This window comes from Xanthobacter lutulentifluminis (assembly GCF_043194675.2).
Classification (GTDB): Bacteria; Pseudomonadota; Alphaproteobacteria; order Rhizobiales; family Xanthobacteraceae; genus Xanthobacter.
This window is the reverse complement of sequence record NZ_CM195525.1, coordinates 1019427-1043949: the sequence shown is the minus strand read 5'-3', so window position 1 is coordinate 1043949 and position 24523 is coordinate 1019427. Positions and strand designations below refer to the sequence as shown.

Below are 24523 nucleotides of genomic sequence, written 5' to 3'. Positions count from 1 at the left end.
GGCAAGGTTGCCTATCTCTTAACTTCGATCTCCCGCGCGCCCTTGCGCGGGGATCCGGGACGGGTCCGCCCGCGTAGCAGGGTCATGTTCGAGCCGAGGAGCCATTCGCCCGGTGCCGAGCCGGCGCCGCGAGGCGCGCGGTGGACCCTCGGCCTGTCCGCGAAGCTGCTCGCCCTCACCATCGCCGTGGTGGCCGTGGCCGAGATCGCGGTTCTGGTGCCCACCATCGCCAACTACCGCATCGCCTGGCTCTCCGACCGGCTCGCCGCCGCGCGCACCGCCGCGCTCGCGCTTGACGCGGCGCCGCAGGAGGGCATCTCGCCCGATCTCACCCGCCAGCTGCTGGAGAGCGTGGGCGCGCGGGTGATCGTGGTGAAGCGTGAGGACACGCGGCGCCTGCTCGCCGCCTCCGACATGCCGCCCGAGGCGAATGTCCACATCGACATGCGCGAGACCACCCTGTGGTCGGCGGTGATCGGCGCCTTCGACACGCTGATGGCGCCGAACGGGCGCATCCTGCGCGTGGTGGGCGATCCGCCGCGCGGGGCGGACTTCATCGAGATCGTGCTCTCCGAGACGCCACTGCGCGCGGCCCTGCTGCGCTTCGCCGCGACCGTGCTGCTGGTGTCGCTGGCGGTGGCGATCGTCGCCGGTGTGCTGGTCTACGTCAGCCTCAACTGGCTGTTCGTGCGGCCCATGCGGCGCCTGACCGAGCGCATCTCCGCCTTCCGCGAGAACCCGGAGGACGCCTCCCGCATCATCGTACCGTCCGGCCGCTCGGACGAGATCGGCATCGCCGAGGAGGCGCTGGAGGAGATGCAGCGCGAGCTGAGCCAGACCCTGCACCAGAAGAGCCATCTGGCGGCGCTGGGGCTCGCGGTGTCCAAGATCAACCACGACCTGCGCAATCTGCTCTCCTCGGCGCAGCTTCTGTCGGATCGCCTCGCCTCGGTGCCGGACCCGACGGTGCAGCGCTTCGCGCCCAAGCTGCTGGCGGCGCTGGACCGCGCCATCACCTATTGCGAGCAGACCCTCTCCTACGGCCGCGCCAAGGAGCCCTTGCCCGAGCGGCGCCACGTCGAGCTATCCCACCTCTTCGACGAGGTGCGCGACACCCTCGGCCTGCAGGGCGGCAGCGGCATCGCCTGGGTGGTGGACGTGGAGCGCGGGCTCGTCGCCGACGCCGATCCCGACCAGCTGTTCCGCGTCATCCTCAACATCGCCCGCAACGCCGTGCAGGCGCTGGAGGCGCGCGCTCCGCTCGATCCCGACCGCGACCAGATCCGCGTCCGCGCCCGGCGCAAGGGGGCGGTGGTGGAGATCGAGATGGGGGATACCGGCCCCGGCATTCCCGCCGGCCGGCGCGAGCACCTGTTCGAGGCGTTCGTTTCCTCGGCCCGGCGCGGCGGCACCGGCCTCGGCCTGCCCATCGCCGATGAGCTGGTGCGCGCCCACGGGGGCGAGATCCGGCTTCTGGACACGCAGGTGGGCACCACCTTCCGCATCACCATTCCCGACCAGCCCCAGAGCCGCCACCACCGCCGCGAGCGCATCCGCGCTTAGGGGCCACGCGGGTGGGGCCCTGGGTGGGCCCTTTGCGGCAGCGGTCCTTGCGCGTGCCGGGCTGTTCGCGCGCGAACGCACTCAGGCACAGGGCACTTCCGGGCAAGGGTATTTCCGGGGCAAGGGCAGCTTGGGCAGAGAGCGTTTCGGAGCCGGGGAGCTTCGGCGCATTCGGCTGCAGGCTGTGCAGGGCTCTCGGCCCGGCCCTGTCCCCGCGGGTCGGGATGCTGGCGGTTCCGCGGGTTGGCTCGGATCGCCTCCGCGCCCTACGCAGCGGCGGTGTCCGGCGGGAAAGCGGTTCGGGCCATGGTTCCGGCCGAGTTTTCCACATCCCCGCCGCCGCCTGCTGATTTCCCCCACCCACGGTCTTGCGCGCCCCGCCGAAAAGGAGTACCTCCCGTGTCCTCGCGGCGCTCCAAGCCGCGATGCCCCGGGAGGCTCCACCCTCCCACCCCGGCTCCCGCCGGGTCCGGGCAACAGGCGCCGGTAGCTCAGCTGGATAGAGCACCAGACTACGAATCTGGGGGTCGGGAGTTCGAATCTTCCCCGGCGCGCCATTCAACTCAGTGAGATATAGAACAGTTTCGGACATTCCGTCCCAGGGTCCTGTTGAATTTTATGAATTCAGCCGGTCTTGGAGGGATGGATACCCCTGCGCGCCCTATAGTGATCAGGCGTGCCCAAGTGACCGGCCAGAGGAAGTGCAGCCTGCTTTTTCCTCAAGGGGGATCGCCGTTATACGCGGCGATTGCGCCAGCCCTCTTGCCAAGGTTGGGCGAGGGGGGCGATCCATTGCAAATAAACCAAAATAAATCATAGGCTTATGCAGGTTCGCTGGTTCCGCGGCCGAAACGGTTTTCGCTGCCGCACCCGATTGAAGCGCTTCCTGGGCCCGTTTCCGCGCCGCGATCGTTGAGCGGGACGGCCGCCAGCCATTCCTGTCCTTCGCGCCTTGTGCATCGCGACCATCCGTTCCAGCAGGAGGCTCTCGCGCCTCGTCCGCTCCTCCGCGCGATCGGCGGGGACCAGAAGGCGGATGAGCCGCGCGTCGCCTGGGCCGGCTCTATCGCCAGTCAATGCGTACGCATGTCTCGGGACGGTCAGCGCTCCATGCGTCGAGCCTTGCCGAGAACGTGCCGCATGTGGGCGGGCGATAAGGCCGAGGCGCATTCATGAAGCGTAGAGATGACTTCATGCGGTTTGGTGCACCTAATCGCTGGACCGGTCGTGGCCTAACTTCCAGCCACCGTGTGGGGGCTTTGGCACGCCCGGAGGATAAGCCATGCAGAAGCGCATACTCGGCAAGAGCGGCCTTGAGGTTTCGGCCATCGGCTTCGGCTGCATGGGGCTCAATTTCAGTTATGCCCACGCGCTGAGCCGGGAAGATGCCGTCGCGCTGATCCGCAATGCGGTCGATCTGGGCGTGACCTTCTTCGATACCGCCGAGGTCTACGGCCCGTTCACCAACGAGCAGATCGTCGGCGAGGCCCTGCGCCCCGTGCGCGATCGGGTGGTGATCGCCACCAAGTTCGGCTTCAACATCGTCGACGGCAAGATGGCGGGCATGAACAGTCGGCCGGAGCATATCAAGGCGGTGGCCGATGCCTCGCTGAAGCGCCTTGGCGTCGAGGTCATCGACCTCTTCTACCAACACCGCGTCGACCCTAACGTGCCCATCGAGGAGGTGGCGGGGGCCGTGAAGGAACTGATCGAGGCGGGCAAGGTCAAGCATTTCGGCCTCTCCGAGCCCGGCGCTCAAACGGTCCGCCGCGCCCATGCCGTGCAGCCCGTCACGACCCTGCAGAACGAATATTCGCTGTGGACGCGCGGTCCCGAGACCAACGGCATCCTTGAGACCTGCGAGGAGCTCGGCATCGGCCTCGTTCCCTACAGTCCTCTCGGGAAGGGGTTCCTGACCGGCGCCATCGGCAAGGACACGAAGCTCGGCGAGAACGACTTCCGCAAGATCCTGCCGCGCTTCACCCCCGAGGCCATCGAGAAGAACCTGGCGCTTGTCGATCTTCTGAAGCGCATCGCCGCTGCGAAGCAGGCGACGCCGGCCCAGATCGCCCTGGCCTGGCTGCTGGCCCAGAAGCCCTGGATCGTGCCCATTCCCGGCACCACCAAGCTGGCCCGCCTCGAAGAGAACCTGGGCGCCGCCAGCGTGGATCTGACCGCCGCGGACCTCGCCGAGATCCGCAAGGCGCTCAGCGAGATCGACATCGAGGGCGAGCGCTACCCTGAGCAGCTCATGGCCACCACGGGGCGCTGATCCGTGACACCCGGCCTCAGCGCCCCTGTGCAGGAACTGCTTGAATGGACGGAATGACGCCATGAGCACCAACATCGAAGGCAAGGTCGTCGTCATCACCGGCGCCAGCAGCGGCCTCGGCGCGGCGACCGCTCGGCATCTGGCGGCCGAGGGCGCCAAGCTGGTCCTCGGCGCGCGCCGGCTTGACCGGCTCCAGGCCCTCGCGGGCGAACTCGGCATGCCGGCCGCGGCCGTGGTGGCGACGGACGTCACCGACGCCGCCCAGGTCAAGCATCTCGTCGACACCGCCGTGGCTCTGCACGGACGGCTGGATGTCATCCTCAACAACGCCGGCCTCATGCCCCACTCGCCGCTGGAGCGCGGCAAGATCGCCGACTGGGACCGGATGATCGACGTCAACCTGAAGGGCGTGCTCTACGGCATCGCCGCGGCCCTGCCGCACATGACCGCGCAGAAGAGCGGGCACATCATCAACGTGTCCTCGGTGGCCGGCCACAAGGTGCGCCCGGGCAGCGCGGTCTATGCCGCCACCAAGGCCGCGGTCCGCATGCTCTCTGAGGGGCTGCGCCAGGAGGTGAAGCCCTACAACATCCGCACCACCATCATCTCGCCCGGCGCGGTTAAGTCCGAGCTGCCGCAGAGCGTCACCGAGGCGGATGTCGCCAAGGGCATCGCGGACTTCTACGCGGCCTATGCCATTCCGGCCGAGAGCTTCGCCCGCATGGTCGCCTTCGCCATCGACCAGCCGGACGACGTGGACGTGAACGAGATCCTGTTCCGCCCCACGGCGCAGGAACTGTGACGGCCATGTTCGATGCAGGCCCGGAGGCGGAGCGCGACGTTGATGCGGGGATGATCGCCGCGGTGACGGACGGTTCGAACCCTCCGGACGACGTTCCCCGTGCTCCAGCACACGCCGCTACGCCTGGGACATCGTCGTTCAAGCGGGGCCACAGTGCGACGGCGCGGGGCGAGACGCAAGGCGCCCGCTGGCGCGTGCTCGGGACGCTCAGCGCCCTCATGGGGTTCGCCTCCATCTCCACCGATCTCTACCTGCCCGCCATGCCGGCCATGAGCCGCGCGCTCAACGCCGATGCCGGCCTGATCGAGCTGACGGTCTCCGGCTATCTGGTCGGCTTCAGCCTGGGCCAGCTCCTGTGGGGGCCCATCAGCGACCGCCACGGCCGGCGCCTGCCGGTGGCGCTCGGGATGGTGCTGTTCATCATCGGGTCGGCCGGCTGCGCGCTGTCCTTCGACGCCTGGACCATGATCGGCTGGCGCATGGTGCAGGCGGTCGGCGCCAGCGCCGGCGTGGTGCTGGGGCGTGCCATGGTGCGCGACCTCTATTCCGGCTATCGCGCGGCGCAGATGATGTCGACGCTGATGACGGTGATGGCCATCGCGCCGCTCGCCGGCCCTGTCGTCGGCGGCCAGATCCTCGCGTTCGCCGGCTGGCACGCCATCTTCTGGACGCTGGTCGGCGTCGGACTTGCCACGCTCGTGGCGGTGCTTCTCCTGCCCGAGACCCTGCCGGCCGAGCGGCGCCAGCCTGAGCCCCTCAGCGGCGCCCTTGGCCGCTATGGCCTGCTGCTGCGCGACCGCCGGCTCCTCGCCTATGCGGGGGCCGGGGGCTTCTTCTACGCCGGCATGTTCGCCTATATCGCCGGCACGCCCTTCGCGTACATCAGCTATCATCACGTGCCGGCCGAGCTCTACGGGCTGCTGTTCGCCCTCGGCATTGTCGGTATCATGGCCACCAACCTCGCCAATGCCCGGCTCGTGGCGCGCTTCGGCAGCAATCGGCTGCTGGCCGCCGGGACGATGGTGGCGGCGATCGCCGGGGTGCCGCTCGCCGCTTGCGCATGGTTCGGCTGGGGTGGGCTGTGGGGGCTCGTTGTCCCCTTGTTCGTCTTCGTCTCCGCCACCGGCTTCATCGTCGCCAATTCCATCGCCGGCGCGCTTGCGGATTTCCCCACGCGGGCGGGCGCGGTCTCGGCGCTGATCGGCGCCATCCATTACGGCAGCGGCATCCTCGGCTCCGCTCTGGTCGGAGCCTTCGCCGATGGTACGCCTTGGCCCATGGCGTGGGTGATCGCGCTCACCGGCATTGGCAGCCTGCTGTGCGTGCGGCTCCTGCCCGCGGGCCGCGCAGCCTCCTAGAGCGCCTCACCGTTTCACGGCCTCGGCGAGGCGCTCTATGTCCTTGTTTCAACGTGCTTTCTTCGAGCGAACCAACATCCGCCTCTCCCGAAACCACTCTTGAGGGACGCATGAGCATGAAGACGATCGCCACCGGCATAGCCGTCGCCGCCCTTTCCGCCACCGGGGCCGAGGCGCAGGACACCCGGCGTCCGCGGGTGGCCCCGCCTGCCGTCTACGAGGTGGCGCCCGGCCTCGGCCATTTCACCGACGACGTGCTGTTCGGCGAGGTCTGGCGCCGCCCGGCGCTCGCGCCGCGCGACCGCAGCCTCGTCACCCTCGCCGCCCTCATCTCCACCGGCAAGACGGCGCAGATCTCCGGGCACGTCCGCCGCGCCCTCGACAACGGCGTGACGCCGGGCGAGATCGGCGAGCTGATCACCCAGCTTGCCTTCTATTCCGGCTGGCCGAATGCCATCTCCGCCGTTATGGAGACCAAGACGGTGTTCGACGAACGCGGCATCGGCACTGTGGCGCAGAGCGATGCGGCACGCATCGCTCTGGAGGCGGCGGCGGAAGCGGCCCGTGCCGCCACTGTCGAGGCCGCCGTCGCCCCGACGGCGCCCGCCCTGGCCGATTTGACCAATCGCGTCCTGTTCGGCGACCTGTGGCAGCGGCCGGACCTCGCGCCGCGCGACCGCAGCCTCGTGACCCTGGCGGCGCTGATCGCCATCGGCCAGCCCGAGCAGCTTCCCTTCCATGCCAATCGCGCCATGGACAATGGCCTGACCCGGGATGAGGCGGCGGAGGTGCCGGCGCATCTCGCCTTCTATGCCGGCTGGCCACGGGCGATGTCAGCGGTTCCGGTCCTGCAACGCGTCTTCGCCAGCCGGGACACGGCGAAACCGTCGACCGATGCGGACCTGCGCATCGTCCGCTCCGCAACGGACCCGGGAGCGGCCGCGCCGCCGGCCAACTTCACCGGTGAGGTCCGGGTCTTCGGGCGCTATCAGGGGGATGCACCGGCCCGGATCGGTGGCGCGCTGGTCGCATTTTCGGCCGGGGCGCGGACCGTCTGGCACACCCATCCCCTCGGCCAGACCCTCTACATCGTCTCCGGCCGCGGCTGGGTCCAGAAGGTCGGCGGCCCCATCGAGGAGGTGCTGCCTGGCGACGTGGTCTGGATCGGGCCGAACGTGCGCCACTGGCACGGCGCCGCCGCCGATGCGGCGATGACGCATCTCGCCGTCGCCGAAGCGCTCGACGGAACCGTGGTCACCTGGATGGAGCAGGTTCCGGAGGAGGTCTATCGCGCCGGCCCGGCGTCGGGGAGCAAAACGCGCGACTGACGCCATAGAGGGAAGGGGGCCAGCCTCCTGCCGTGGTCGAGCGACCTGCTTGCGGTGCTGGATATCGCTCAGCGCCAGCGCCAGCGCGCGGATCGCCTCCTCGGCGGCCCGCATGCCCCTTTCGAAAACCCCGTGCGTGCTGGAAAAGCCGGATGCGCCGGTCGCCGCGCCTGCGAAGAGCAGATGGTTGTCGAGGGGGCGTGCCAGCGCGCTGCGCGTCGATCCCTGTCCCGGCAGGAACGGCTGCAGGCGCCGGCGATGCTTGGCGTTTCTACCCAGTTGGAGGCAATGAGCGGCCTCAGATGGGCGCCCGCCGCCGCGCCGAGCAGCCCTCAGATCTGGTCGACGTCTCGCGCGGACGTCTCGCGCGCAAGCGGCCCCGGCATCGCGGGTCACCGCCCGCGCGCCGTCACCGCCCCCGATGCACTCGATCGCGGGCGGTTCGAACGGGTGGATGGAACGGGGGCCGGTCATCGGATCGTGGGGATCACCCAGGATATGGCTTTCGCGCGAAGCCCCGGTCCCACGAGCCGCCGTGCGGCGCCGGCACCGACGATGACAGCTGCATCGCCGGGAGAGTCTCGTGCGTCCCCTATCGGCTCGGCGACCCGGCGCGCACCGCATAGCGCAGGTGCACGAGGCCGTGCTCCAGAGCCGTGCAGGAGGTGAGGGAGAGCTCAGCCTTGCCGGCGAGGCCCTTGGCGCCGTCCAGCACGATCGCGGGGCTGTCCGCCCGCCAGTCGAGGGCGGGGGCGACAAGGAGGCTGAATTCGTCCACGAGCCCGGCGGCGAAGAAGGCGCCGTTGATGGTGGCGCCGCCTTCCAGCAGCAGCCGGTGGATGCCGAAGCTGCAGCCGAGCGCGTCCAGCAGGGCGGCGAGATCCATCCCGTCGGTCTCCGCCACGAGGTAGGAGACGCCGTCCGCCGCCAGCTCGGCGAGGTGGCTGTCGGCCACGTCCCGCCCCAGCAGGACCACCACGTGGTCGCCGTCCATCTCGCCGCCGGCGAAGTGGAGCCGCCCGGAGGGATCGAGCGCGACGGCGAAGCTGCCGGGCGTGGGTGTCGCCAGGTCGATCGCCACATGGCAGGGGCGCTCGACCGCGACCTGCGCCGCAGGTGGATGGGGGGCCGCGTTCGTCATCTCCGCCATGGTCACGCGGCCGACGATCCAGGCATCGCCTTCGAGCGCCTCGTGTACCTGCTGGTAGGCGGCGGACCACTGGGTGCGGGTGCCGTCCGGGCTCACGGTCCAGCGGCTGGGATGGAGCCGGCCGTCGAGAGACGAGATCATGTGGCAGATGACGTAAGGCTTCATGGCGCGACAACCGGAACGAGGGGCGGCGAGAGCGTGGGGCTTCAGGCGGCCTGCGGAGCCGCCAATGAGGCCATGTCGATGACGAAGCGATAGCGCACGTCGGCGCGTTCCAGCCGAGCGAAGGCGTCGTTGATCTGGTCGATGCGGATCATCTCCACGTCGGGCAGCACGCCGGCCTTCGCGCAGAAGTTCAGCATCTCCTGCGTCTCGGCGATGCCGCCGATGGGCGAGCCGGCGATGCGCCGCCGCCCCAGCAGGAGCGGCACCGTCGACGGCTCGCTGAGTGGGCCGACCTGCCCCACCAGCACCAGGGTGCCATCCACGTCGAGCAGCGGCACGTAGGGGTTGATGTCGTGCTTTACCGGCACGGTGTCGATGATGAGGTCGAAGCTGCTGGCCGCCGTCTTCATGGCCTCGGCATCGGATGACACCAGCAGCCGGTCGGCGCCGAGGGCGAGGGCGTTGGCCTCCTTGGCCCTGGTGCGGCTCAGCACGGTCACGTCGGCGCCCATGGCGGTGGCCAGCTTCACCGCCATGTGGCCGAGCCCGCCGAGACCGACCACGCCCACCCGGCTGCCCGGTCCCACGTTCCAGGTGCGCAGCGGCGAATAGGTGGTGATGCCGGCGCACAGCAGCGGCGCCGCCTTGGAGATATCCAGCCCGTCGGGCACCCTGAGCGCGAATTCCTCGCGCACCACGAGGTGCTTGGAATAACCGCCGTAGGTCGGCGCCAAAGGCTCGCAGGAAAAGCGGTCGGTGTCGGAATAGGTCTGGACATTGCCCTTGCGGCAGAGCTGCTCCAGGCCATTGCGGCACTGGTCGCACTCCTGGCAGCTGTCCACCATGCAGCCGACCGCCACGTGGTCGCCGGCCTTGTAGCGCGTCACCTCGCCGCCCACCGCGATGACGCGGCCGACGATCTCGTGGCCCGGCACCAGCGGATACCGGCTCCAGCCCCAGTCGTTGCGGGACTGGTGGAGGTCGGAGTGGCACACGCCGCAATAGAGAACCTCCATGGCGACATCGTTGGGGCGCAGGTCGCGGCGCTCGAAATCGAACGGCACAAGTGGCGCATCCGCAGCGCCCGCGGCGTATCCGAAGGTCTTCATAGGCTCATCCTTGTTCGAGCCGCCGGCACCGTGCGGCTCGCCGATAACCTAGTCGTGAGCCATTCGAGGGATTAGCCGCCATAAACTGCATGGAGCTATGTTTGGAGTTCATGAATGCGGCGCGAGGATCTGGTCGATCTCAACGCTTTCCTCATCGTGGCCGAGGAGAGCAGCTTCACCCGCGCCGCCGCCCGGCTCGGCACCTCGCAGTCGTCCCTGAGCCACACGGTGCGTCGGCTGGAGGCGCAGCTCGGCGTGCGGCTTTTGACCCGCACCACCCGGAGCGTGGCGCCCACGGAGGCGGGCGAGCGCCTGCTGCGCACGCTGAAGCCGGCGCTGGACAGCATCGGCGCCGAGATCGCCTCCCTGAGCGAGCTGCGCGAGAAGCCGGCCGGGACCATCCGTATCACCGCCTCCCAGCATGCGGCCGACACCGTGCTGTGGCCGGCGCTGGAGCGGCTGCTGCCCGACTATCCCGACATCCACGTGGAGCTCAGCATTGATTCCAGCTTCACGGACATCGTCACCGAGCGCTTCGACGCCGGGGTGCGGCTCGGCGAGGCCTTGGCCAAGGACATGGTGGCGGTGCGCATCGGTCCGGATCTGCGCATGATCGTGGTCGGCGCACCGACCTATTTCGAACGGCATCCGCCGCCCCGGACGCCCCATGACCTCGCCGGGCATCGATGCATCAACCTGCGCATGGTCACCTCGGGCGGCCTCTATGCCTGGGAGCTGGAGAAGGACGGACGCGAGATCCGGGTGCGGGTCGAAGGGCAGCTGACCTTCAACAGCGTCCCCGCCATCGTTCGCGCCGCCGCCGCCGGATTCGGCCTGGGCTTCGTCATGGAGGACCAGGCCGCAGCGCATCTTGAGGACGGCCGCCTGGTGCGCGTGCTGGAAGATTGGTGCCCGCCGTTCCCAGGCTATCACCTCTACTATCCGAGCCGTCGCCAGCCGTCCGCCGCGTTCGCGGTTCTGGTGGAGGCGCTGCGCCACAGACAGTGACGGCCCGCCATTCATGAATGCCGCAGATAGCCTCATGCGGGCGAGGCCGCCTAATCGCTCGGGCTCACCTGCTGTAGCGTAAGACCAGCTCGTCACCCCAATGTGGGAGCGGGTCGTTTGTTCCTCCCACACGATCGAGGGCGGCCTGAGCCGGATCGGCCGGTCTCTCGCCGGCGTCAGGCGCCGCAAGGCCGGCAGCCTCAAGGGCGCCGGCCGTTCACAGGGCGTGCGTGATCCGTCGCCCGGGACGAAGCCCGTCTCGAAGCCTGTCCCGCCAATCCCCGCGTGATGGATCCGGGCACGAGCATGACCATTGCGGTGCCCTGTGCCGCGGACCGCGCCAGCATCGTCGCGCCGACCTGACGGGACTGCCGGCGGCCTCTTAGCGAGCCGCCTCCACCTCTAGCCAAGGAGCCTGTGATGGCGAAGCTCAACATCAACGGCAGGACCGTCGAGTTCGACGTCGAGGACGACACCCCGCTGCTCTGGGTCATCCGCGAGCATGCGGGCCTCACCGGCACCAAATATGGCTGCGGCGTCGCCCAATGCGGCGCCTGCACGGTGCACCTCGACGGCGTCGCCACACGCTCCTGTGCCCTGCCGGTGAGCGCTCTCACCGAAGACCAGAAGATCGTCACCATCGAGGGGCTTGGCGAGAAGGAGCCCCATCCGGTGCAGCAGGCCTGGGCCGAGCTCGATGTTGCCCAATGCGGCTACTGCCAGGTGGGCATGATCATGGCCGTCTCCTCGCTGCTGGCGCAGAACGCCACGCCCAGCGACGACGAGATCCGCTCCGAAATCACCAATATCTGCCGGTGTGGCACCTATCTGCGCGTGCTGGCGGGCGTGAAGCTCGCCGCCGCGCGGATGGCGACGAACCGTGGCTGAGGAGGGCTAGCCCATGAAGGCCAATGCTTCGACCCCTGCTTCTTCCCCCTCCCGCGCCACGCTCTCGCGGCGCGGCTTCCTGGCCGGCTCGGCGGCGGCTGCGGGCGCCTTCTCCTTCGGCTTCTCCTTTCCGCTGCCTGGAAGCGCGATGGCGCAGCAGGCCGCGGCGCCGGAGGTCAATGCCTGGGTGGTGATCCAGCCCGACGACACCGTCATCATCCGCATCGCCCGCATCGAGATGGGCCAGGGCTCTCTCACGGGCCTCGCCCAGCTGGTGGCCGAGGAGCTGGACTGCGACTGGGACAAGGTCCGCTTCGAGCTGGTGAAGCCCATGGCCAACCGCAGCCGCGACCGGGTCTGGAAGGACCTGTCCACCGGCGGCTCGCGCGCCATCCGCGGCTCTCAAGAATATGTCCGCACCGGAGGCGCCACCGCGCGCGCCATGCTGGTGGAAGCGGCGGCGCGCGGCTGGGGTGTGCCGGCCGGCGAATGCCGCGTCTCCAGGGGCGTGATCACCCATCCCGCCAGCAACCGCTCCACCACTTATGGCGCGGTGGCCGCGGCGGCGCACGGGATCACGCCCCCCGCCATCGTCACGCTGAAGGATCCGAAGACCTGGACCATTGCCGGCCAGCCACTGAAGCGCATCGACACGATGGACAAGCTGAACGGCTCGCTGGTCTATGGCGTGGACTTCTCCATGCCCGGCATGCTGGTGGCGGTGCCCAGAGCCTGCCCGGTGCATGGCGGCAGGCTGAAGAGCTTCGATGCCGCCGCCATCTCCGGCATGCGCGGGGTGAAGCACGTCCTCAGGGTGGATGACGAGACGGTGGCGGTGGTCGCCGACACCTTCTGGCGCGCCAAGACCGCCCTCGACGCCCTCCCCATCCAATGGGACGAGGGCGCCGGCGCCAAGGTCTCCAGCGAGACCATTGCCGCCCTGCTGCACGAGGGCCTGAGCGCCGATACCCGCTTCGTCGGCAACACCGCTGGAGATGCCAAGGCGGTGCTCGCCGGCGCCTCCCGCGTGATCGAGGCGGACTACAGCTTTCCCTACCAGAACCACGCCCCCATGGAGGTGCTCTGCGCCACCGTCCGCTGGACGTCGGAGCGCTGCGAGATGTGGGGGCCGACCCAGGTGCCCGACCTCGCGCTGGAGACCATGGCGACCGCCGCCGGCCTGCCGGTCGAGGCGTGCGAGGTGCATGTCATGCGCATCGGCGGCAGCTTCGGCCGCCGCCTCTTCGCCGATTATGTGCGCATGGCGACGCTGATCGCGAAGCAGGTGCCCGGCACGCCGGTGAAGATGATGTGGACCCGCGAGGAGGACATGGCCCAGGGCCGCTTCCACCCGGTCACCCAGTGCCGCATGCGCGCCAGCCTGGATGCGAAAGGCGATGTGGAGGCCTTCCACATGCGCATCTCGGGGCAGTCCATCATGGCCTATATGCGCCCGGCCATCATGACCGACAACGGCGACCCCATCACCTTCCAGGGCCTGATGCCCGGCGGCGCCGAGATGGCGATCGGCTACACCTTCCCCAATCTTCTGATCGACCACGCCATGCGCAACCCGCACATCCGGCCGGGGGCCTGGCGGGGCGTGAACCTCAATCAGAACGCCGTCTATCTCGAATGCTTCATCGACGAGATGGCCCATGCGGCGGGCCAGGACCCGCTGGCCTTCCGGCGCCGGCTGATGGCCAATCATCCCAGGCACCTCGCCGTGCTGGAGGCGGCCGCGAAGGGCATCGGCTGGGAGACCACCAGGCCGCCCGAAGGCCGCGCCCGGGGGCTCGCGCAGGTGATGGGCTTCGGCAGCTATGTGGCGGCTGCGGCGGAGGTGTCGGTGGTCAAGGGCCAGCTGAAGATCCACCGTATCGTCGCCGCCACCGATCCCGGCCATGTGGTGAACCCGCAGCAGGTGGAGGCGCAGGTTTCCGGCTCCTTCGTCTATGGCCTCTCCGCCATGCTTTATGGCGAGTGCACGGTGAAGGACGGCCGCATCGAGCAGTCCAACTTCGACACCTACAACGTGATGCGCCTCGACGAGATGCCCGAGGTGGAGGTGATCGCCGTGCCCTCAGGCGGCTTCTGGGGCGGCGTCGGCGAACCCACCATCGCGGTGGCCGCCCCGGCGGTGCTCAACGCGGTCTTCGCCGCCACCGGCAAGCGCGTGCGGAACCTTCCCCTGAAGAATGTCGATCTCGGCATGAGCTGAGCATTTCGTGCCCCCAAGGAGCCACCGGGGGTCGGCAGGGTAGATCCTGCAAACCCTGCCTCGTTCGATGGAAAGTTTCCACCATCGGCATTTCTGCGGCGTCATGAACGCCTTCTGAGCTGCCGAACGAGGCGAGGCGTCCGTTTCTCCCCACCTGAATGGTGGCTCTCTCTGGCGCTGTCGCAGGCGGTTCCGGGCTGCTCTTGTCCGGCGCCGCATCAGCTCAGACGGGTGTTCCCATGGACGCGATGGTGATCGGGTATCCAGACCGAAAGGGTGTTTCCATCGCGCACAGCCCTCGACAACCGTTTCGTGCGCAGGCGGGCCGCCGGGGTCCGGGGCCGGCTGCTGGAAGCGGTCTCGGCCGCGTGCGACCGAGCCGGTGGAAATGCGGCGAGGCACATCGCGGCCATGATGGGCTTCCTGATCATGCGCGGCTCCTACCAGCGGTTCGTCGGCAGAACGACGAGCTGAGCGACCTGGACGTGAGCCGGCTGCTGTACGGCGAACATCACGCATTCGGCGACGTCGCCAGCCTCGAGCGCCATCTGAAATTCATCGTAATACTTGCGCTCGAGCTCCGGATCGCCGCGATAGCGGTCGAGGATGATCCCGGTGCGCGTCAATCCCGGGAGGATTTCCGTCACCCGGATCGGGGTCTCGGCAAGCTCGGCCCGCAGGATGTCCGAGAGCATGTGCACACCGGCCTTGCTCGCGGAATAGGCTGCCATGTCGGCCACGATGCGGATGCCGGCGACCGAGCCGAGGTTGACGATGTGACCGCGGCCGCGCTCCACCATTCCGCCGACAATCCCGCGGGTGAGGCGCATGAGGCCGATGAGGTTCACCTGCACGACATCGCGCCAGTCGTCGGCCAGCCCCTTGTGCAGCGGCTTGCGTCCGCCGCGGTCGTGGCCGGCGCAGTTCACCAGGATCTCCGGCGCGATGCCGTCGCCGGAGATCCGTTCCAGGAACCGATCGACCGAGGCGTCGTCGGCCAGGTCGACCACGAACGGGGTTGCTTCCGCCGCGATTGACTCCGACAGGCGGTGCAGGCCGTCGGCATCTCGGTCGACGAGAAGAACATGCCGGCCCTCCTGCGCGAGACGAAGCGCAACGGCCTTTCCGATGCCGCTGGCTGCGCCGGTGACGAGGGCCGTTCCGTCTGAGACAGTCATGGTCTGATCCTGACTTCGTTCGGGGTTCACCAGATCAGGCGCCGAGATAGGCTTCCCGGATGTCTTCGTTGTTCAGCAGTTCGTCGCGGGTTCCTGCGAGCACGATGCGGCCGCTGGCGAGCACGTACCCCCGGTGGCAGGCCTCGATCGCCTCGATGGCGCGCTGCTCCACGATCATGACCGTCAGGCCGTCATTGCGGTTCAGCGCGATGAGCACCTCGAAGATCTGCTCCACGAGGGCGGGGGACACGCCCATGGACGGCTCGTCGAGCATGAGCAGGCGTGGCGAGGAGATGAGCGCGCGGCCGATGGCGAGCATCTGCTGCTGGCCGCCGGAGAGCATCCCCGCGTGCTGGCGCCCGCGCTCGGCGAGGATGGGAAACAGGCTGTAGATGCGATCGAGATTGTCCTTCAGGCGACCGCGGTCCCGCAGGGCGCAGGAGGCCACCTGAAGGTTCTCCTCCACCGTGAGGTCGCCGAAGATCTGCCGCCCTTCCGGGACATGCGCGATCCCGAGATGGGCCCGGTCCGGGGGCTTCACGCCGTTCAGTTCGGTGCCCTCGAAGGTGATGCGGCCGGAGCGGCTGCGCACGACGCCCGAAATCGTGCGGAAGAGCGTCGTCTTGCCCGCGCCGTTGGGGCCCACGATCGAGACGAACTCGCCCTCGTTCACCTCGATCGACACCGCATTGATGGCTGCGATCTGGCCGAAGTAGGCCGAGACGGACTCAAGCTTCAGCATGCTGCACCCATTTGCGTCCGAGGTAGGCCTCGATGACCGTCGCATTGGCGATGACCTGTGTCGGCGCCCCATCGGCGATGATCGCGCCGCGATCGAGCACGACGAGACGGTCCACCAGCTTCATCATCGCGTGCATGGTGTGCTCGATGATGACGATGGTCGTTCCCTCGTCGCGTAGCTTGCGGATGACCGGGATCATCTGGTCGATGTCTGCGCTCGACAGACCGGCGAAGCTCTCGTCCATGAGGATCAGACGCGGACGGCCTGACACCGCACGCGCGAGTTCCATGAGCCTGAGTTCGCAATTGGTGAGCTCGCTGGCCCGGACCTCGCAGCGGCCGGAGAGGCCCACGAGGCGGAGCGCGTCCTGGGCGGCGGCGATGGCATTCGCGTTGTTGGCTTCACGCAGGAACGACCCGACGACGACGTTCTCGAGGAGGCTCAGGCGGGGAAAGGCGCGCACGGTCTGGAAGGTGCGCCCGAGCCCCGCATGGCAGATCTCGTGGACCTTCAGGCCGCAGAGCGCGCGGCCGTTCAGCCGGATCCGGCCGGCCGTCGGCCGCACGAAGCCGCTCACGGCGTTGAAGAGCGTGGTCTTGCCGGCCCCGTTGGGGCCGATGACGCCGACGATCTCGCCGGCACGGATGCCGAGGGATACGTCGCTCAGGGCGCGGATGCCTCCGAAGGCGATGCTGATGCCCTCGATTTCCAGCATCGGTTCTCCGCCCGTCGCAGGGCTGCCGGGTGCGCGTGTCTCCGGCGTCGCAGGGGCTGCCGCCGCGGGGCGGGGCGCCTCGATGGGAAGGCGGCCGGCGGCGCGCCGGGGCAGGCGATCGGCGATCGCCCAATAGACGCCGTTGGGCATGAGCAGGATGACGCAGACGATGGCGCTGCCGAGGATGAGCCCCTGGATGCCGGGAATGGCGGCGCCGAAATGGGCATAGAGGAATTCCGTCGCCGGTATCAGCAGGATGGAGCCGATCACCGGGCCCCACACCGAGGCGAGGCCGCCGAACATGGTGACGATGAGCGCCTGGGACGACACATGGACCCCGAACACCGAATGGGGCGTGAGCACCAGCAGGACGGCCGCGTAAAGCCCTCCCGCAAGGCCGGCCATGGAGCCCGAAAGCGCGACCGCGCGCATCTTCCAGCGGAGCACCGGCAGGCCGGCGGCGCTCGCAGCCAGTTCGTTCTGGCGAATGGCGACAAGCGCCAGCCCGAAGCGGGACCGTTCGACCACGATGGCGACGACCAGGCACGTGGCGAGCAGCGCCAGGCAGATCAGGGCCGGCACCCGCCCGTCCGCGAACTGCAGGCTCCGCCAGGGGCTGTCCCGATCCATCGGAATGACGAGCTCGCTGAAGCCAGCCCACTCGAACAGGTAGAGCAGCGCGAGCGGATAGGCGAGCATGGCGAGGGTGAAGTAGGTTCCCTTCAGGCGCAGGGTGATGGCGCCGATGACGACACCGGCCATTGCGCCCACGAGAGCGCTCATCGCCAGCCCGATCCACGGGCTGATGCCCCAGTGCTCCGCAAGAATGCCGACAGTATAGGCGCCGAGGCCGAAGAAGGCTGCATGGCCGAAGCTCACCAGGCCGGCGAAGCCGCCGAGTATGTTCCAGGAAATCCCGAGCACGGCCCAGATGGCGACGAGGGTCGCGATCAGCTGGGCATAGCTGTTGGTGGTGGCCGCGATGACGAGGGCGCAGGCGATGATGAAGGCCAGCGCGATGCCGATCGGGCGGGAGAGCGAGGAATTGAAGATCATCTAGGCGCGCTCCGTCACCTTGCCGAACAGGCCCTGCGGCCGGAGAATGAGGATCAGGATGAAGGCGACGAAGATCGACGTCGTCTGCAGCTGCAGAGGAATGAACAGCGTCGACATCTGCTGCAGCCAGCCGAGGATCAGCCCGCCCCAGAAGGCGCCGCCGATGCTTCCCATGCCGCCGAGGACGACGCCGGCGTACATGATGACCGTGAAGTCCTGCCCCGTGTACGGTTGGAACGGCTGGTAAGTCGCCATCAGGACGCCGGCCACGGCGGTGAGCGCGACGCCGATGCCGAAGGCGCGCATGTACTGGCGGGCCACGTCGATGCCGAGGTACGTCGCCGCCACGGGGTTCGCGGCGGCCGCCCGCAGTTCCCGGCCCCATCGCGTCCGGCGGATGAAGACCGCCAGCGCGAGCGCGACCATCACCGCGATGATGGCCGAGAACAGGCGCGCCTGGTTGAGGAACAGGTAGATTTCATCGCCCCACAGCGGCCCGAGCTGCAGGGCCGACGTGGACTGCGCCGTGCGCACCGAGTTCGGGGTCGAGCCGAACAGCATCAGTCCCGCGCTCTGAAGCATCAGGGACAAGCCGAGCGTGAGGATCAGCTGGGGCGAATGGCCCCCGTCCTCCGCGTTCAGCACGTTTGCGCCGGTGACGCGGGCGAGCGCCAGCCGGTCGATCGCCACGCCCACAAGATAGAAGACCGGAACGGCAAGGGCAGCCGTCGCAATGATCCACGCGTATCCTGCCGGTTGCCGGCTGGCCAGCGCTGTGACCACGACGAGGCAGAAATACATGCCCATCGTGAGAAATTCACCCTGGGCAAAGTTGATCACGCGCATGACGCCGAAGATCATGCCCAGGCCAAGGCACATCAGGCCGTAGTTCGTTCCGACGATGATGCCGGTCGCTATGGTCTGCAGCACGGTTTCCAAAGACGAATAGTCCATTTCACCTCGCATCCCCGCGCACGCCGGCGCAAGGCGCGCGGCCCCGGCCAGGTCCGCGAAGGGGGTTCCCTCGCGATACAAGCGACTTGGTGTGTGACGGGCCGTCGGCGGTGTGCCGGCCAAGCCCCGGCCGGCACACCGCTCTCGCTCAGCTCGGTTTCGGCCAGACGAGCTGAGATTGCGCGCTGCCGCCCGGGTAGACCGAGACGGGGATGCCCTTCCGCCACTGGACGAGAATGGCCGGGCCATTCCTGCGCCGTCCCTTGGCGTCGAAGCCAAAATTCTCGCCGGCGAAGAACCGGGCGGCCGGGCTGTCGGACGGCGTCGCCGCCAGGGCGCGGGAAATGTCTTCCTTGTCGACGGAAGGCGCCCGCTCGATGGCGTCGCGGATCAGCATCACCTCCCCGTAGGGGGACAGGGTGTCGGCGGTGATCCAGGGCTCGCCGCCCGCCTTGCGCAGCTCGGCGACCGTCTTCGCCATGGCAGCGGTGGGCCAGTTGGATGTGAGGCCGAGCAGGCCATCGACCAGGGAGGCGTCGACTGACTTCAGCAGGTCCGGGCTGCAGACCGTCTGCGTGGGCACGAAGATCGGGAACTTCTGGTTCAGTCCGAATTCGCCCCACTTGTCGATGATCGACTTCAGATCGGACGTCGTCGTTGAGTACAGCACAAGAAGATTGGGCCGCGCTGTACGCAGGCGCTGGATGAGCGGGGTTGCATCCGACAAAGGCGTCGTGAACGCCTGGTCCACGACCACCTCCACGTTCAGGCCGGGGACGACCTGCGTCTTGAGGAGTTCCATGTAGCTGCGCGCGGGCGTGGTGCCGTCGTTCACGAGCGCGATGCGGGAAATCTCCACCTTCTGCGCGCGTGCGCCGGCGACAAGCGCCGGGAGCGATTGCTTGGCGAGCTCGGTCAATGTCGCGGAGGTCGCGAACACATTCTTGTAGCCGCGCTCGGTCAGGGAATCGAGCCAGGAGAGGGTGAGCCACGGCAGCCCGGCGCGTTCCGTCACCTCGGTCACCGCGAGCGTGAAGGACGACAGCCAGGCGCCGACGCCAGCCACCACCTCCGGCTCCTGCGCGATCAGGCGCTGCGCGGCATTCTTGGCGCGCTCGATGGAATCGCCGGCGTCATACACGACGAGCTGCAGCGGGCGCCCGCCCTTCGAGGCGACGCCGCCAGCGGCGTTGACGTCGTTGACCGCCTGCTGCGCGCCGAGCCGCATGAGCTCACCGGACCGCGCCCACGGACCCGACAGGGGCGCGATGAGCGCCACCTTGATCGGCGTCTTCGCCTCCTGTCCCAGCGCGCAGCGGGACGACAGAACAGCGGGTGCGGCAAGTGCCGCGCCCAGCACAGAGCGCCTTGTTATCTTGTTCATTGAAAGCGTCCTCCCAGATTTTATCTTTCGCGGGCAAATTCTTCGGTTGCCGCATTCGAATTCTTCAGAATTGCAGGTCGGCCGCCCCGCGAGGCGCGGATGTGTTCGATCCCGCCATCCGGACAGGCGATCGCCGGCTAGGCCACGCGGCCGCCGCCATCCAGGTAGAGCGCCGCGCCGGTCATGTAGGCGGCACCGGCCACGAACAGGATCGCATCGGCGACGTCCTCCGGGGTGCCGATCCGGCCCACGGGAAGCCGGCCGGCCGCGTGCGTGAACATCTGCTGTCGTCGGTCCTCCCCGATGTTGGCCCAGTAGGGGGTGTCAAGAAGGCCCGGCGACACGCAGTTGACGCGGATCGGCGCGAACTCGAGCGCCAGCGCCCGTCCCATGGCTTCCAGGGCGCCGTTGACGGCGGATTGGACGGCGGACGTGGGGCTCGGGCGTACGGCGAGATAGCCGGATACGAGGGTCAGCGACCCCGCCGTGTTGATCCGGGCCGCGCGCGCGATGCGGTAGCTGCCCCAGAACTTGGTCTCCATGGCGCGCCGGGCATCGTCGACCGCGGTTGCCCTGAGGGATCCAACGGGGCTTCCGCCGATGGAAACGACGACGTGGTCGAAGATGAGCGTCTCGCGATCGAGCTGCTCGACATCGGCGTCGCGGGTCACGTCGAGGACAATGCCCTCGACGCCAGAGCCGAGCTGTCTCATCGCATCGGCAAGTTTATCCGCGGTGGATGCGGCGATCACAACGCTGGCGCCGTGCGCCAGAAAGGTGCGGGCCGTGGCCAGGCCAACGCCGGAGCTTCCCCCGACAATCAAGACCTTCTTGTCCTTGAAGCTGGTCATCTGCATCGCTCCGACACGCGCTACATCAGATGGACAAGTTTTTGGGAGAGATAGGCATCCAGCCCCTCGCTGCCGCCCTCGGCGCCGTATCCGGAGTCCTTGACGCCGCCGAACGGCATCTCGGGCAATCCGATCACACTCTCATTGATGATGAGCGAGCCACATTCCACCTCGGCCACAAGTCTCTGGATGGTCGCGCTCGAGCGTGTCACCGCATACGCCGCAAGGCCGTAAGGCAGCCGATTGGCCTCCCGAATGGCCTCGTCTTCCGTCTTGAAGCTGGACACGACGGCGATCGGTCCGAACGCCTCGACGGTCCGCAGCAGGCTGTCTTCCGGAAGGTCGGTGACGACCGTGGGAGCGAAGAAATACCCCTCGTTTCCAACCCGGTGCCCGCCGGTCACGATCCGTCCCTGTCGCTGGCGCGCGTCCTCCACGAACGTTTCCATGGCCGCGAGGCGACGGGCGTTGGCGAGCGGCCCAAGCTGCGACGTTTCATCAAGGCCGTTGCCGATCCTTGTCTGGGCGATGCGGCTGCTGAAGCGCGAGACGAATGCGTCGTAGACATCCTGATGCACGATGAAGCGGTTGGGCGTCGCGCAGGTCTGGCCGCCGTTGAAGAGCTTCATCTGCGCGAACCGTTCGACGGCGAAGTCCAGATCGGCGTCCGCATGGATGATGACGGGCGCGTGGCCGCCGAGCTCCATGGTCATGCGCTTCATCTGTCGTCCTGCCTGCTCGGCGAGGAGCTTGCCGACGGGGACCGAGCCCGTGAACGAAATCTTCCGGACTTCCGGGTGGTCGATCAGGAAGCGCGAGATCTCGGCCGGAACCCCGAACACCAGGTTCACCACGCCCTTGGGCACGCCCGCATCGCTCAAGGCGCGAACCAGTTCCGCCGGCGCGGCGGGCGTCTCCTCGGGCGCCTTCGCGACGATCGCGCACCCCGCGGCAAGCGCCGGCGCCACCTTTCGCGTGAGCTGGTTGATGGGGAAGTTCCAGGGCGAGAACAGCGCAACGACGCCCACCGGCTGGCGGACAGTAGCCTGCAGGGCCGAGCCGTTGCGCGCGGGAATGACGCGGCCGTAGGCCCTCAGACCCTCAGCTGCAGCCCATTCCAGCTCGCCTGCCGCCCGCGTGGCCTCGAACGTCGCCTGCGCCAGGGGCTTGCCTTGCTCGAGCGTCAGCAGCCGGCCGATATGGCCGGAGCGCTCACGCAGCAGCGCGGCCGCCTTCAGCAGGATCTGGGAACGGTCGAATGCCGAGGTGGCGCGCCATACCTTCAGCCCTTCGCTCGCGGCCTGGACGGCGGCCGCCAGATCCTCCTGCTCGGCCTTGGCCACGCTGCCGATGACCGCTTCCGTCGCGGGATTGACAATATCCAGCCGGTCCCGTCCCGCGCCGTCTCTCCATGCGCCGTCGATGAACAGTCTGACGTGATGGCAATCGTTCTCAACCTGGCTCACCGCCATGCTCCGATCTTTGCAGGTTCCGAAAGGCCGACGCTGCCAAATGGGCGCGGCCAAAGGAGGTGTCAGCGATGTGTCAGGCCGCCGTTCACCGCGATGCACTGTCCAGTGACGAAGTCAGAGGCGGACGACAGCAGGAAAAGCAGCGGGCCGATGAGATCATCCGGCACCTGCATCCGGGGAATGCACTGGGATTCAATCAGCTTGTTCTTGAGGGCCGGCGTCAGCGTGGCGCGCGGCACCTCGGTTTCCGTTGCACCGGGCACCAGGCAATTCACGGTGATGCCGGCCTGGCCCAGCTCGCGCGCCATGGAGCTGGTCATGCCTTCGACTGCAGCCTTTCCGCCGACATAGTGCAGATAGTTCTTCAGTCCGAGCGGGACAGAAGACGACGAGACATTGATGATGCGCCCCCATCCCTTTTCGCGCATACCTTTCACCGCGGCCCGCGAGCAGTAGAAGACGCCATCGATATTCACGCCCAGCACCTTGCGCCATTCTTCCGTGGAGATCTCATCAAACGGGCGCATGGTGAGAGAGGAGAAGATCGCGGCGTTATTGATAAGGATATCCGCCGCTCCGAGCTTGCTCTCGACGTCGGAAAATGCGCGCGCGACGCTGTCAGGATCCGCGACGTCGCAGTGAACCGCCACCGCGCGACCGCCCTGCGCCACAATCTCTTCGGCGACGGATTGGCCGGATGATGAATTGATGTCGAGGACTGCCACCGCGGCGCCTGCAGCCGCGAGTGCCTGCGCATATGCACGCCCGAGTCCCTGTCCGCCTCCAGTGATGGCAGCAACCCTGCTGCTTACATCAAGAGTAGGCAGTGCGATAGAATTTGCCATTGGTGCTCCTTGCGTTTCGAAGGCCCGTGAAAATTGATTGTTTATCGCCTGGCAACCGCGAATACGCAGGTTGTGCCCGGCTTTGGCCTGCAAGCTCTGTAGCTCGTAAATAGCAGACTGACAGTTCAGAAATTATCTGTCAAGAGTCGGTTCGGCAGTTCTGCGTCGTGGGGGCAGCATGCGGAAAAGGACGGAAGGCGCTGGTCGGCCAGTCGATCTCGAGCTCAGGGAGCGCGTTCTGCGCATCTCGTTTCAGCTGCTGCGTGAAAAAAAGAATCTGAGAACGATCACGATCGATGAGATCGCCTCGTCAGCCGAAGCGAGCAAGGCGACGATCTACAAGCAATGGAGCAGCAAGTCGGCCTTGTTCGTCGACTGCTTTTTTCATGCGGTGAATACGGAACTGGCCTTCGACAAGAAGATGCCGCCTCTCGAGGCGCTTCGGAAGCAGTTCCTGGCGCTGGGGCGCATCCTTGGCAGCGAGGATGGCGAGGTCCTGCGCGCCTTCATTGCAGAATCATGCTTCGACGACGAAGTCAGGAAAGCGCTGCAGGAGCAGTATTTCCTTCCGCGCAGGAAGGCCGCCATCGCCTTCATGCGGGGCGCGATGGAGCAGAACGCGATCAGCAGCAGCACGCGCCCGGAAATCGCCGTCGATGCGCTTTACGGCGCGTATTTCTATGCGCTGATGACTGGCTTCCGGACCATAGACGAGGAATGGTGCTGCCGCATCTTTGATGCTGTCGTCAACGGCCTGGCGCGGCGCGATTGACTTCGCCTCGGCGCTCCTGCGCGTGCATGCGGTCCCCCCTCAGCTTGCAGTTGGGAGGGCCATCGGCGGCGTTTATTTCGGGGCGCCAAGAACGGCGATCTCGTCCCTGAGCACCTCGTTGGCCACGCGGATGGCGGCAAGGGCGGTCGGCGCGCCGCAGTAGGCGATGCCCTGGATCAGTACCTCGCGCAGCTCCGTGACGGTGCAGCCGTTGCGGAGCGCGGCAGGCAGGTGCGCGGCCAGCTCCTCCGGCTTGTCGAGCGCGATCAGGAAGGAGATCACCGCGATGCTGCGCAGCTTGGGCTCCAGCCCCTCTCGGGACCAGATATCCTCCCAGATGTTCTCTACCAGCAGCTTCTGGATCGGGGCATTGAATGCGTCGGTTCGCGCGGTAGCCCTCGCGACATAGTCGGGTCCGAGAACCGCGGTGCGCCGTGCCAGCCCGCGCTCGTACTTGGATGTCATGGTCGTTCTCCGAGGCTTCTGGCGGGGGGCGCGGCAGGCTGGAGCCAGGGCCGCATGCGGAAGGTCATAGCAAATCCGGGGCCACGCTGTCCCGCCAGATGCAACGGTATTCGGTCGAGTGCATCGCGAGCCGTCGCGGGCCGCGGTTGTGCTCGCGGCGGTGTGTGGCGGACTACGCGCAAAGCCGAGGCAACTTGTATTCACCGACGACATGGGTGTACCTGT

20 protein-coding genes and 1 tRNA gene are annotated in these 24523 nt (G+C 67.7%); 10 read left to right on the top strand and 11 right to left on the bottom strand.

Features of this window, described 5'->3' with window-relative positions:
• Positions 1–84: 84 nt before the first annotated feature.
• From V5F49_RS04780 to V5F49_RS04755, 6 genes are all read left to right on the top strand, one after another.
• Positions 85–1563, top strand: a complete 1479-nt coding sequence (locus V5F49_RS04780) for an ATP-binding protein (protein ID WP_394116230.1) — start codon at positions 85–87, stop codon at positions 1561–1563.
• A 480-nt stretch (positions 1564–2043) separates the two neighbouring features.
• Positions 2044–2120: transfer RNA gene (locus V5F49_RS04775), tRNA-Arg, on the top strand.
• 725 nt (positions 2121–2845) lie between these two features.
• Positions 2846–3835 (top strand): aldo/keto reductase, encoded by a 990-nt coding sequence (locus V5F49_RS04770; RefSeq protein ID WP_394116231.1) that lies wholly within the window; start codon positions 2846–2848, stop codon positions 3833–3835.
• Positions 3836–3896: 61 nt separating this feature from the next.
• The gene (locus tag V5F49_RS04765) at positions 3897–4637 is read left to right on the top strand and encodes an SDR family oxidoreductase (RefSeq protein ID WP_394116232.1); all 741 of its coding nucleotides are present in this window, start codon (positions 3897–3899) and stop codon (positions 4635–4637) included.
• Between the two features lie 194 nt (positions 4638–4831).
• The gene (locus V5F49_RS04760) at positions 4832–5995 is read left to right on the top strand and encodes a multidrug effflux MFS transporter (RefSeq protein WP_394116233.1); all 1164 of its coding nucleotides are present in this window, start codon (positions 4832–4834) and stop codon (positions 5993–5995) included.
• Between the two features lie 116 nt (positions 5996–6111).
• Positions 6112–7323, top strand: a complete 1212-nt coding sequence (locus V5F49_RS04755; RefSeq protein ID WP_394116292.1) for a (R)-mandelonitrile lyase — start codon at positions 6112–6114, stop codon at positions 7321–7323.
• A gap of 592 nt (positions 7324–7915) precedes the next feature.
• Here V5F49_RS04755 and V5F49_RS04750 read toward each other — a convergent pair.
• Positions 7916–8638 (bottom strand): RibD family protein, encoded by a 723-nt coding sequence (locus tag V5F49_RS04750; protein ID WP_394116234.1) that lies wholly within the window; start codon positions 8636–8638, stop codon positions 7916–7918.
• A gap of 41 nt (positions 8639–8679) precedes the next feature.
• On the bottom strand, positions 8680–9747 hold the full coding sequence (locus V5F49_RS04745) for an NAD(P)-dependent alcohol dehydrogenase (protein WP_394116235.1): 1068 nt from the start codon (positions 9745–9747) through the stop codon (positions 8680–8682).
• Positions 9748–9861: 114 nt separating this feature from the next.
• On the opposite strand from V5F49_RS04745, the gene V5F49_RS04740 reads away from it, so the two are divergent.
• The 3 genes from V5F49_RS04740 (at position 9862) to V5F49_RS04730 (ending at position 13864) form a co-directional block, all read left to right on the top strand.
• A complete protein-coding gene (locus V5F49_RS04740; RefSeq protein WP_394116236.1) occupies positions 9862–10755 on the top strand; it encodes a LysR family transcriptional regulator in 894 nt (297 codons plus the stop codon).
• Positions 10756–11175: 420 nt separating this feature from the next.
• A complete protein-coding gene (locus tag V5F49_RS04735; RefSeq protein ID WP_394116237.1) occupies positions 11176–11643 on the top strand; it encodes a (2Fe-2S)-binding protein in 468 nt (155 codons plus the stop codon).
• A 13-nt stretch (positions 11644–11656) separates the two neighbouring features.
• Positions 11657–13864, top strand: coding sequence for a xanthine dehydrogenase family protein molybdopterin-binding subunit (locus tag V5F49_RS04730; RefSeq protein ID WP_394116238.1), 2208 nt, complete (start codon positions 11657–11659; stop codon positions 13862–13864).
• A 440-nt stretch (positions 13865–14304) separates the two neighbouring features.
• Here the strand turns inward: V5F49_RS04730 and V5F49_RS04725 are convergent, their stop codons facing one another.
• From V5F49_RS04725 to V5F49_RS04690, 8 genes are all read right to left on the bottom strand, one after another.
• Positions 14305–15042 (bottom strand): SDR family oxidoreductase, encoded by a 738-nt coding sequence (locus V5F49_RS04725; RefSeq protein WP_394116239.1) that lies wholly within the window; start codon positions 15040–15042, stop codon positions 14305–14307.
• A gap of 34 nt (positions 15043–15076) precedes the next feature.
• The gene (locus tag V5F49_RS04720; protein ID WP_394116240.1) at positions 15077–15784 is read right to left on the bottom strand and encodes an ABC transporter ATP-binding protein; all 708 of its coding nucleotides are present in this window, start codon (positions 15782–15784) and stop codon (positions 15077–15079) included.
• On the bottom strand, positions 15771–17555 hold the full coding sequence (locus V5F49_RS04715) for a branched-chain amino acid ABC transporter ATP-binding protein/permease (protein WP_394116241.1): 1785 nt from the start codon (positions 17553–17555) through the stop codon (positions 15771–15773). The genes V5F49_RS04720 and V5F49_RS04715 overlap by 14 nt, the downstream gene beginning before the upstream one ends.
• Positions 17556–18509, bottom strand: coding sequence for a branched-chain amino acid ABC transporter permease (locus V5F49_RS04710; protein WP_394116242.1), 954 nt, complete (start codon positions 18507–18509; stop codon positions 17556–17558).
• Between the two features lie 148 nt (positions 18510–18657).
• Complete coding sequence (locus tag V5F49_RS04705; RefSeq protein ID WP_394116243.1) at positions 18658–19869, bottom strand: ABC transporter substrate-binding protein; 1212 nt, start codon at positions 19867–19869, stop codon at positions 18658–18660.
• 161 nt (positions 19870–20030) lie between these two features.
• Positions 20031–20744: an SDR family oxidoreductase gene (locus tag V5F49_RS04700; protein WP_394116244.1), complete on the bottom strand. Its 714-nt coding sequence runs from the start codon at positions 20742–20744 to the stop codon at positions 20031–20033.
• 20 nt (positions 20745–20764) lie between these two features.
• Complete coding sequence (locus V5F49_RS04695) at positions 20765–22216, bottom strand: NAD-dependent succinate-semialdehyde dehydrogenase (protein WP_394116245.1); 1452 nt, start codon at positions 22214–22216, stop codon at positions 20765–20767.
• Positions 22217–22278: 62 nt separating this feature from the next.
• Complete coding sequence (locus V5F49_RS04690; protein ID WP_394116246.1) at positions 22279–23061, bottom strand: SDR family NAD(P)-dependent oxidoreductase; 783 nt, start codon at positions 23059–23061, stop codon at positions 22279–22281.
• Between the two features lie 178 nt (positions 23062–23239).
• Here V5F49_RS04690 and V5F49_RS04685 point away from each other — a divergent pair, with 178 nt between their 5' ends.
• Complete coding sequence (locus V5F49_RS04685) at positions 23240–23833, top strand: TetR/AcrR family transcriptional regulator (protein WP_394116247.1); 594 nt, start codon at positions 23240–23242, stop codon at positions 23831–23833.
• 72 nt (positions 23834–23905) lie between these two features.
• Here V5F49_RS04685 and V5F49_RS04680 read toward each other — a convergent pair whose 3' ends face one another.
• Entirely contained in the window at positions 23906–24298 is a 393-nt protein-coding gene (locus V5F49_RS04680; protein ID WP_394116248.1) for a carboxymuconolactone decarboxylase family protein, read from the bottom strand.
• Positions 24299–24523: the final 225 nt, after the last annotated feature.